Annotated in this window: 8 protein-coding genes; 6 read left to right on the top strand and 2 right to left on the bottom strand. The window is 54.6% G+C overall.

Translation table 11 applies throughout. The features are described 5' to 3' along the window. The first annotated feature begins 718 nt into the window (after positions 1-718). The 6 genes from FJ147_24985 (at position 719) to FJ147_24960 (ending at position 7,721) form a co-directional block, all read left to right on the top strand. Positions 719-2,284, top strand: coding sequence for a hypothetical protein (locus FJ147_24985; protein ID MBM4259141.1), 1,566 nt, complete (start codon positions 719-721; stop codon positions 2,282-2,284). Between the two features lie 116 nt (positions 2,285-2,400). Then, positions 2,401-3,435: a zinc ABC transporter substrate-binding protein gene (locus tag FJ147_24980; GenBank protein ID MBM4259140.1), complete on the top strand. Its 1,035-nt coding sequence runs from the start codon at positions 2,401-2,403 to the stop codon at positions 3,433-3,435. 1 nt (position 3,436) lies between these two features. Beyond that, positions 3,437-4,744 (top strand): ATP-binding cassette domain-containing protein, encoded by a 1,308-nt coding sequence (locus FJ147_24975; protein MBM4259139.1) that lies wholly within the window; start codon positions 3,437-3,439, stop codon positions 4,742-4,744. Further along, on the top strand, positions 4,741-5,622 hold the full coding sequence (locus tag FJ147_24970) for a metal ABC transporter permease (protein MBM4259138.1): 882 nt from the start codon (positions 4,741-4,743) through the stop codon (positions 5,620-5,622). The genes FJ147_24975 and FJ147_24970 overlap by 4 nt, the downstream gene beginning before the upstream one ends. A 199-nt stretch (positions 5,623-5,821) precedes the next feature. Next, on the top strand, positions 5,822-6,271 hold the full coding sequence (locus tag FJ147_24965) for a transcriptional repressor (GenBank protein MBM4259137.1): 450 nt from the start codon (positions 5,822-5,824) through the stop codon (positions 6,269-6,271). A gap of 199 nt (positions 6,272-6,470) precedes the next feature. Next, positions 6,471-7,721 carry a hypothetical protein gene (locus FJ147_24960; protein ID MBM4259136.1) on the top strand — a complete coding sequence of 417 codons (1,251 nt, stop codon included), beginning with the start codon at positions 6,471-6,473 and terminating at the stop codon, positions 7,719-7,721. A 215-nt stretch (positions 7,722-7,936) separates the two neighbouring features. Here FJ147_24960 and FJ147_24955 read toward each other — a convergent pair whose 3' ends face one another. Together FJ147_24955 and mutM are read right to left on the bottom strand one after the other, a co-directional pair. Continuing rightward, positions 7,937-8,125: a hypothetical protein gene (locus FJ147_24955; protein ID MBM4259135.1), complete on the bottom strand. Its 189-nt coding sequence runs from the start codon at positions 8,123-8,125 to the stop codon at positions 7,937-7,939. 101 nt (positions 8,126-8,226) lie between these two features. After that, positions 8,227-9,093 carry a bifunctional DNA-formamidopyrimidine glycosylase/DNA-(apurinic or apyrimidinic site) lyase gene (gene mutM, locus FJ147_24950; protein ID MBM4259134.1) on the bottom strand — a complete coding sequence of 289 codons (867 nt, stop codon included), beginning with the start codon at positions 9,091-9,093 and terminating at the stop codon, positions 8,227-8,229. Positions 9,094-9,280: the final 187 nt, after the last annotated feature.

Below are 9,280 nucleotides of genomic sequence, written 5' to 3'. Positions count from 1 at the left end.
GACTTCGATACTTAGACCGAAGCCAGCACACAATGGTCTCGTCTCTCATCCCTGCTCTTGTGCAGAGGCTCTCCACTCCGGTCAATCACTATTGCGGTAAGTTGTTTCCTGCCACCGCCTTAGTGGTGAAATCGTAGGGCACGTACCACGCGCCAGTCAGTTGGCGCGCTTCGCACCCCCTACAATTGCTCACGAGGTTATGAGACACGGCACTAGGCTTGCTCGGGCTCCCACGCGCCTGGCCCGAGAGCAGGCGTCATGAGCTTGACAACTCAGTTGCAATTGACTACGTTGTGCGACCTGAAACATGACTGAGAATTGGTGGACATTACGGTGGAAACGTGGAAGCGCGCTTCTCGGGCTGCTGAGCCTACTGGCGTTGTGGGTTACCACGGCATCTCACGTTCACCTGACGTCCACTCAAGGCAGTGCTCGTCAGGAATGCCAGCTCTGCGTCGTGGCTGCCACCCCGGTTCTCATCACAGCCTCCCTTGCTTTGTCTACTTTTGCTGAGATTGTTGAGGTCTTCGTTTTTGCCGAATTGCAATCTCGCTATCGGTTCTGGCAGCCCATCAGTTCCCCCCGCTCTCCACCGTTCGTGTCCTAAATTTATTCCTGCCCTGACATCTATATTTTCAACTGCGCGCGGTTGCACATTCTGTTGCGGACAAGCGTAGCCGATGCGTGCACAGTTGATGTATTCGAGGAGGAGGATGCTATGCGAAGAGTGTTGAGCCGTGTGCTTACTGCACTCATATTGATCCTGTGTCCGCCATTTTTCAGTGTGGCAGCAGCGGATGATTCAGCAGAAGTGAAAGCGCTCAAGAAGCAAGTCGAAAGCCTACAACGTACGGTCGAGCAATTGCAGAATGCCGTCCAGTCGATGCAGGGCGCGCCAGCTCGCCCCCCAACTCCTCCATCAGCACAACCGGCGCCGAGTGCTATCGATTCGTTCATGACGAAAGAAGGTATTACAACGGATCGCCCCAGTACCATAGCTCGCACCACTCCTGGTGCGGCAGCGCAGCGATATATCGACCTCTCCTTCATTCCGTCGTTTTTCGCCGGTGCATCATCTAAACGAGATAGTGTCATCCAGACATTGCAGGGTGGCGGGCATGATCCCCGTAAGCGTGGCTTCACTCTTGCGGAAGGTGAGCTGGGTCTCTCTGGTATCGTGGATCCCTACTTCGAAGCGCGCGCCTATATCACCACATTTCTTGACGCGCAAAGCGGAGAGACAAACCTTGAACTTGAAGAAGCATTCCTAACCACGCGAAGTCTCCCATATGGGTTGCAGCTTGAGGTCGGCCACTTTCTCACCGAGTTCGGCCAGATCAATCCACGCCACCCGCATCAGTGGGACTGGATCGATCAACCGATTGTCAATAACCGCCTGTTTGGTCCCGATGGTATCCGAGCCCCAGGTTTTCGTGCCTCTGTGCTGTTGCCAAAGTTGCTCCCTGGTTGGTGGAAAGCGGACAACTTTAGTTCCATCATTCACGTCGGCATGCAAAACGCCAACGGTGAAACCATGACCAGTTTCCTCGGCGGTCGCCACGAGCACAGTGGCGGAGAAGAAGCGGAACATGAGGAGGAAGGCGAAGAGCATGAGCATGCCCTCAACGATGAGAGCATTGGCTTTCGTCCACGCATCAACCGCGACACCCGCGCGATGAAGGATTTTACCTACCTGGCGCGTTGGGAAAATTTCTACGATTTCCGCAACGGTCTGAGCACCAACATCGGTGCTTCAGGCCTGTACGGCCCCAATGCCACTGGTCCACGCGGAGACACCTGGATTTACGGAGTCGATATGAAGTGGAGGTGGCGTCCCAACAACAGCTTCCGAGGCTGGCCGTTTGTCACGTGGCAGACGGAGCTGATGCGACGCGATTATCACGCCGATCGCTTCACACTGAGGCATGAAGATGAACCTGGTGAGGTCACGACCATTCCTGGACGGACTCTGGAAGACTGGGGCGCATACTCACAGTTACTCTATGGCTTCTATTATGGGAGTTACGGTGGTTGGGCCACCGGCGTTCGGTATGAATATGCAGGGAGTAGCGGACAAAGCATTGGCGGACGGCAGCGTGATCCGTTCCGTGCTGATCGTCACCGCGTATCTCCACTCTTAATCTGGCAACCAAGTGAATTCACGCGCATTCGTCTGCAATACAACTTCGACAACGCCAGACATTTAGCTGGCAGTAACAATGCCCATTCCATTTGGCTGGGCTTCCAGTGGTTGTATGGGCAGCATCCACCGCACGAGTACTAATTGGGACTAGGGGCTAGAGGCTTGAGACTTGTTGGGAGAGGAAAAACAGTTCTAGCCCCTTCTTCACGCAACACGCAATACGTAACACGCAACACGTCTTACGCGAGGCTCACTATATGTTAAATCGAACACTAAGGATGATTGGGATCTTTTTGGTGGTACTCTTACTCGGATCGTCTGCCCTAGCGCAGTCCCTCAAAGTCTGCGCGACCGTCCCTGAGCTGGGGAGTTTGGCGCGCGAGATTGGTGGCGAGCGAGTGACGGTAGTCACGTTTGCCAAGGGCACTGAAGATCCACATTTTTTAGAAGCCAAGCCTAGTTTCATTAAGTCTCTCAGTGAGTGTGACGCGTACATCCAGATCGGCATGGATCTCGAAATCGGCTGGGCACCGGTGTTACTGCGCGAGTCGCGTAACGGCAACGTCCTTGCTGGCGCGCGTGGTCACATCAACGCCTCAACAGCCATTACCCCGCGAGAAGTCCCTACCGTTGCCGTCGATCGGTCGATGGGCGATGTCCATCCCTTTGGCAATCCGCACTATTTGCTTGATCCACTCAATGGGCTACGGGTCGCAGGGTTGATTCGTGAGCGTTTCAGCGAAATACAACCAGCCAGTCAGCAGTATTTTACCGATCGTTACACCTCGTTCCGCCAACGGCTGGGTAACGCTTTGGTTGGGGAATCCCTCGCCAAGAAATACGATATCGAGAAACTCGCCGCCCTCTTTGAGCATGGCAAGCTTGATGACTTCCTCAAGAGTCACAATGAGCAAGGCTTGCTCGGCGGTTGGTTTGCGCTGCTGCAACCACACCACGGGGCAAAACTCGTTGCCGATCACAATATGTGGCCCTATTTTGCAGAACGTTATGGACTGAGTCTGGTCGGGACGTTGGAACCGAAGCCAGGGATTCCGCCCACAACCGCGCACTTAGGCGAGATCGTGGACGTAATGAAAGCCAATAATGTCAGAGCAGTCTTGGCGACGGCGTATTATGACATCCGCTACGCTGATTTCGTCTCGCAAAATACTGGAGCAAAGGTGGTCCCGATGGCGCATCAAGCTGGGGCACGACCTGGGACAGACGAATACCTCAATATGGCGGATTATAATGTCCGGCAGCTCGCAGCCGCGTTGGGAAGTGTGAAGTAAAATGACAGTGAGGAGGGAAACGCACGCTGAACCGGGGAGCCAGAGAAACGGAGAGCCGGAGATAGGAAAGGAGAGGAACTCCCCGATTCTCCCTGTCTCCGCTTCTCCGTTTCCTCCCCCTCTTTCCCACTTCCCCTCTTTCCCTTCCTCGGATGGTCCCGTTGCTTGGCTCGACCCAGTGGGGATCTTCCTCTCGCTGCTTTGCGCCGTGCATTGCCTTCTCGCGCCGCTCCTCATCACGTTGCTCCCGCTTGCTGGCCTTGGATTTCTGGCGGGGGAACAGACAGAGGCGGTGTTTGTTCTCACCACACTTGCGGTTGCTGTCGCCAGTCTGTCGTGGGGATTCAGGGTTCATCGCCATCAACGGGTGCTGCTTACGCTCGGAGCCGCTGCTGCTATGGTGCTGCTCGGACGTTTTTCCCTGGCAGATAGCCCGTATGAAATTGCTTTGGTTACCACTGGTGCCGCGTTACTGGTTGTCAGCCATACGCTCAACCTTCACCTTTGTCGCACCTGTGTGGTGTGTCGTGAGGAAGCCGTGGCAGTAAGCGGCGACATCATTCTGAAAACGACCTCACTCGCCCTCGGTTACGGTGAGCATGTCGTCCTGCGCGACCTCAACTTCCAGATCCAAGCGGGCGAGTTCTGGTTCTTCCTTGGCCAGAATGGTGGTGGTAAGAGCACCCTCCTGCGTGCCGTTCTCGGATTACTTCCGCCACTCTCTGGCTCCTTGCAGCTTCACCCAACACTTGCCAGCCGCGAACGGACGGGGTTTGTTCCGCAACGGTGTGACCTCAATCACACCCTACCCATCACGGTACGTGAGTTCGTCGAGCTAGGATTAGTCGGACTCCGCGTCGACAGAACGGACCGCAAGCAGCGACTGACTTGGGCACTGGAAAAAATGGGGCTGCTAGGATTGGACGACAAGAGCTATTGGGCACTCTCTGGTGGACAACACCAGCGGGCACTGGTAGCCCGTGCCCTGATTCGCCGCCCGGCCCTGTTAGTCCTTGATGAGCCGACCAATAATCTTGACCTGCCGACCGAAGATGCACTGCTCCGGTTGCTCGCCGCGCTCAATCATTCAGAGCAACAGACGATTCTCTTTGTGACTCACAACATTGAGCTGGCCACACGCTACGCCACCCATGTCGGCTTGCTCTATTCAGGACAGATGCTTGCCGGTGCACGTGAGACAGTTCTAACGCCGGGAAATCTCGCGCGGATTTACGGAGGAGAACTTCTCTTGGCAACGGATTCGTCGGGTCATGTCGTGCCCGCGATCACCAACGGAGCAGTGTCATGATCGCCAACTTTCTTGCGTCCTGGCCGCTGTTTCATAATGCCTATCTTTCAGGGTGGCTCATTGGCATTTTGCTCTCGTTGATCGGGGTACTGGTTGTTGCCCGCGATCAGATTTTTATCGGAGCAGCGGTGTCACAAGCAGCGACAATGGGTATCGCGATCGGCATGGTCATCGGCAGCCTGCTAACTCACGATGAAAACAGTTGGGTCCGCTCGCACATTTTTCACGGCATTATGGGTGGACTACTCGCGATTCTTGCCGCCCTCTTCACGGCGCGCGGAAGCAAAGCTGCGGGTCGTGAAAGCCACGAAGCCGTTACCGGGTGGGTGTTCCTCCTTTCTGTCAGTTGCTCAGTGTTACTCCTGGCCCACAGTCCTCATGGGTTGGAAGAGGTCAACCATATTCTTTCGAGCACCATTGTCGGCGCAACCGCGATGGATGTATGGCTTTTTTCAGCACTGATATTACTCACTGCAGGAGCGTTAGCCTGGTGGTATCAACCTGCCTTACTTGTGGTCCTTGATCCCGAAATGGCACGAGCCGTCGGCGTCCCTGTTGGGCGGTGGGATGCGTTGCTGTCGATTTGGCTTGGCGTTGCGATTGGATTCTCGATCCATGTTTCAGGGGTAGTCTATGCCTTTGCCTGCTTAGTCCTGCCTGCGTTGATTGCAAAAAACCTCGGCCGTGAGATTCGCACGATGTTCTTCCTCGCCCCGCTTGTGTCTTTTGCTGCAGGGCTCGTGTCATTTGTCCTGGCCAATCATTATGATTTTCCTCCTGGACAGATGGCTACGGCAAACCTGTGCCTGCTCCTTGCCATCGCATGGTTTGTGCATTACGCCCGGCTCTCTCTGCCGCGCAGGGAACAGCTGCCTTAATCGTGCAAGAGGCTATCAGCTATCAGCAGTCAGTCAGCAAGGCCCACGCAGGTATTCAGTTGTCAGTTCTCCATTTTCCCAATACAGTTTTTGCTGAATACTGCTAACTGACGACTGCGGACTGTTCTTGCTGACCGCTGATCACTTCCCTCATCCAAGGTTGCGATTCTCATCACAACGCGCTAGGGTAGGAATCGCTATGAAACAGCGGCAACCTATTTCTTTAATGAGTCAGCTTCGATCCACCATTCGCAACTCTGGCCTGCGGAGTACAGCCCCTCGGGTTGCGGTGTTTCAGTACCTCCAAGAGACGACGACCCCCATGAGCCACGCGGAGATTTTTGAAGCCCTTGAAGAGAAGGGATTTGATCGCGCGACGATCTACCGCAACTTAATCGACCTCACCGAAGTCGGGCTGTTATTACGCACCGACGTTGGCGATCATGTTTGGCGGTTCGAGCTGCGGCCCGAAGGACAACGCGGTCATCAAAGCGAGCATCCTCACTTTATGTGCACCGATTGCGGAGAAGTCGCGTGCTTGCCTGATGTCAATGTTCGTATTTCCCCGACACGAGGAATTCCTCGTGCACTTGCTGCGAAGAATGTCGTTATCCAGATGAAGGGACTCTGCGACCGCTGCGCTGCCTAACCGGTGCAAGGTATCCCCCTTTTCCCCCACAGATTTCCCCGACAGCACCTCTCACCTCCGGATCTCCTCGGGCCGGCATTCAGGTATACCCCTGATTCGCGACAAAAGAGCATAACAGCCTGTTTTTTCACAATTTGCGTTTAAGAATCCCCCTGCTCATCCGATAACTAAAAGCAAATTTTCAGCAAGGGAGATTTGCATGCGAAAAAGACTACGTATGTGGGGGGCGTTGTTCACGACAGCGTTTCTCTTGGCATTTGGCGGAAAAGCTCAGGCCGTGATCGGAATCCCGGACGACGTTCCGGCAGCGACATTGCTCTTTCCATTTTTTAAGGTCAACCCAACACAAAGTGGCCTCAATCATCAAGACACGCTGATTGCCATTACCAACACTGCCAATCCAGGAAGCAATGTGATAGTTCATATCACGCTCTGGAATGTTCGCTCACAGCACGTGTTTGATTTCAATATCACGTTGACGCCCCATGATGTGTTCTCGTGCAGTTTGCTTGATTTATTGGTGAATCCAACGAACCAGGCAAAGCCCTGCGGAGTTTTCCAAGCACCAACTGGGATTGCTGAACAGTTACGTTCAGGCAATATCCTGGCTGGGTACATTACTGCAGACGTGGTCTCTCAAGCCACGGCGATTTTCCCTGGTCAGGCTGGTTACCCGTTCCGTGATTGGAACATTCTCGTTGGTCATGCCTATCTGGTCGATCTGCCAGCAGGATCAGCCACGGGCTTCAATGCAGTCAGCATCGAAGCTGAGGTCTTCCCCAATGGCTCGACCTACAACGCACTCAGCGGTGGGCTGGGACATCCAGCAGTTGCTGCGGACGAAGACGCTCAGATTGGTTTCTACCTGAATCGTTGTATCGAAGAGCAAGGCGCATCAGCAAACTGCGCTCCCGCTGGAGTATATGGCAACCGCGAACGGATCGACGGCTTTAGTGGCGACGTCGTGCAAACCTTCGATCGGTTCGGCTATCCACCAGCCAATCGCTTCGGCGATTCACCGCTAAGCCTCATCGTTCGCTATTTCTCGGAGAGTACGCTTGGCGGTCGGACAGAGGTCTGGTTGTGGAAGGATAGAGTCACAAGCGGTACGGCAGCAAACGTGAACCTCGCGGTGTACGACGAAGCCGAGAACTCACACTCGATTTCGTTGAGCCTTCCCGATGAAGTGAACTTTACACCGACAGCGCAAATCGTCACCCCAGGAGTGCCAGGCGGATGGTTCCGCATTCGCTTCGCCTGTGGTCAATTTGGCTATTGCGGATACGATCCAAATAGTCCCGCTACCTGGGGGACCCCGACCACACCGATTCAGGCGGTCGCGTATTCGCTCCAATTTGCCAACAGCCAGAATGCGAGCCTCCGTTGGGATGCTGCCTTCCCGGCTCATCGGCAGTATACGACCTATATCGGTGGCCCGTCTGCTGAGTAAGTAAAATTACGCTCAGAGGCCTACCCTACAAGTATCGTGACAGGTGTCGGGCATCTGTCACGATCACTTTCAGAATGGGCGTGCAACAAGGCAGGCTGTCATCCATCCTAATAAGTAAGAAGCAGTGGGAAGTACGGACCAGCAAAGGCAGGAAGGGTGTACGGGCAAGGGGACGAAGAGGAACGTCGCTGATCGTCGCATCAGACGGAAGCAGCTTAGATACGCTTTGTTTCACCAACCTTCATACCGTACAACACGACCCCTTTATCGATACGGATAGTGAATCCGCACACTGGATTGATGCAACTCCAGACTTTGTATTGCAACGACGCTCCACGCGGGCCAAAGTCTGATAATGGTACCAGCAACCCTTTATTACATTTACGACACTGGGGAAGATCCACGCCTACCGCCTCCTCTCAAGAGTATTTCGCTTCCCGGTCCGCTCAGTATGCCAGGGAGTGACGGAAACTCAAGGGGAACTGGGGAATGGCATACCGTAGACTTAGAGCTGACAGCTCGGGCAGAAAAACGAACTCCGCCCACCGCGCGTGTCTCGACAGATCGCTGTGTGGCAGGTACGGCACGGTTCACCATCTCGATCATAGACACGGAACCGTTGCTGAAATCTGCCCTCTTTCCCTTCGCCGTCGCGATAGTCAGAGATAGAACTCCCACGATGACGAATCGCTTCCCGTAAGACGTCTTTCGTCGCTTTGACGATTCGCTCTATCGCCTTGAGATCTAGCGTTGTAGCAACACGGCCTGGCCGCACGCCGGCACGAAAGAGCAGTTCACTCGCATAGATGTTTCCTACTCCCGCGACAACGCGTTGATCCATCAGCACATCTTTTATAGTGCGCTTCGTCGCTGCGGCTTTCTCAAGCAAATAGCGCGTTGAAAACTCTTTCCCCAGCGGCTCACACCCCAACATCGTCACCGCTGCAATCTCCTCTGCGGTCCCAATAATCATGAGTCCGAATCGCCGCGGGTCGTTATAACGAAGCTGATGTCCCGAACCGAGGGCCACACGAACATGGTCGTGAAGAAGAGGTTGAACTTCTCGCGTTTCAACAATCAATTGCCCAGTCATGCCAAGGTGCACGAGCCAAATCTGCTGGTTATCAAGTTGCAGATGCAGATATTTGCCGCGCCGATCGATCGCACGGATAGTCCGGCCAGTAAGGGTGCGTGCAAACGTTGTAGGTAGTGGTCGCCGTAATCGTGGTTCACGTACCTCAACCTGCACGACCGTCTGACCAACGAGAAATGGTTCAAGGCTCCGTCGTACGGTTTCAACTTCAGGCAACTCAGGCATGGCTCCACTCCTCCCGTTTCGCTCCCTTTTCATGTCATAGCCGGTCGAAGACAACAACCAGCTCCTCCAGACTGCAAACGAACGGGAGATAGGGCGAATGGGCGACCCGGCGAGTGGGGGGAAGAAAATTGCAGGGATGAAGGAGCAAAGTGTGGGATTAACCGTAATGATTTTTGTTCCGGCGTAAGCCGCCAAAGGAGCTGGGAGGTGGAGCGTGCTCTTGAGCGGCGCGAGCTTCTAT

The sequence above is a fragment of the Deltaproteobacteria bacterium genome (assembly GCA_016874775.1).
Classification (GTDB): Bacteria; Desulfobacterota; Binatia; order Bin18; family Bin18; genus VGTJ01.
This window is presented reverse-complemented; position numbering and strand designations above follow the sequence as displayed.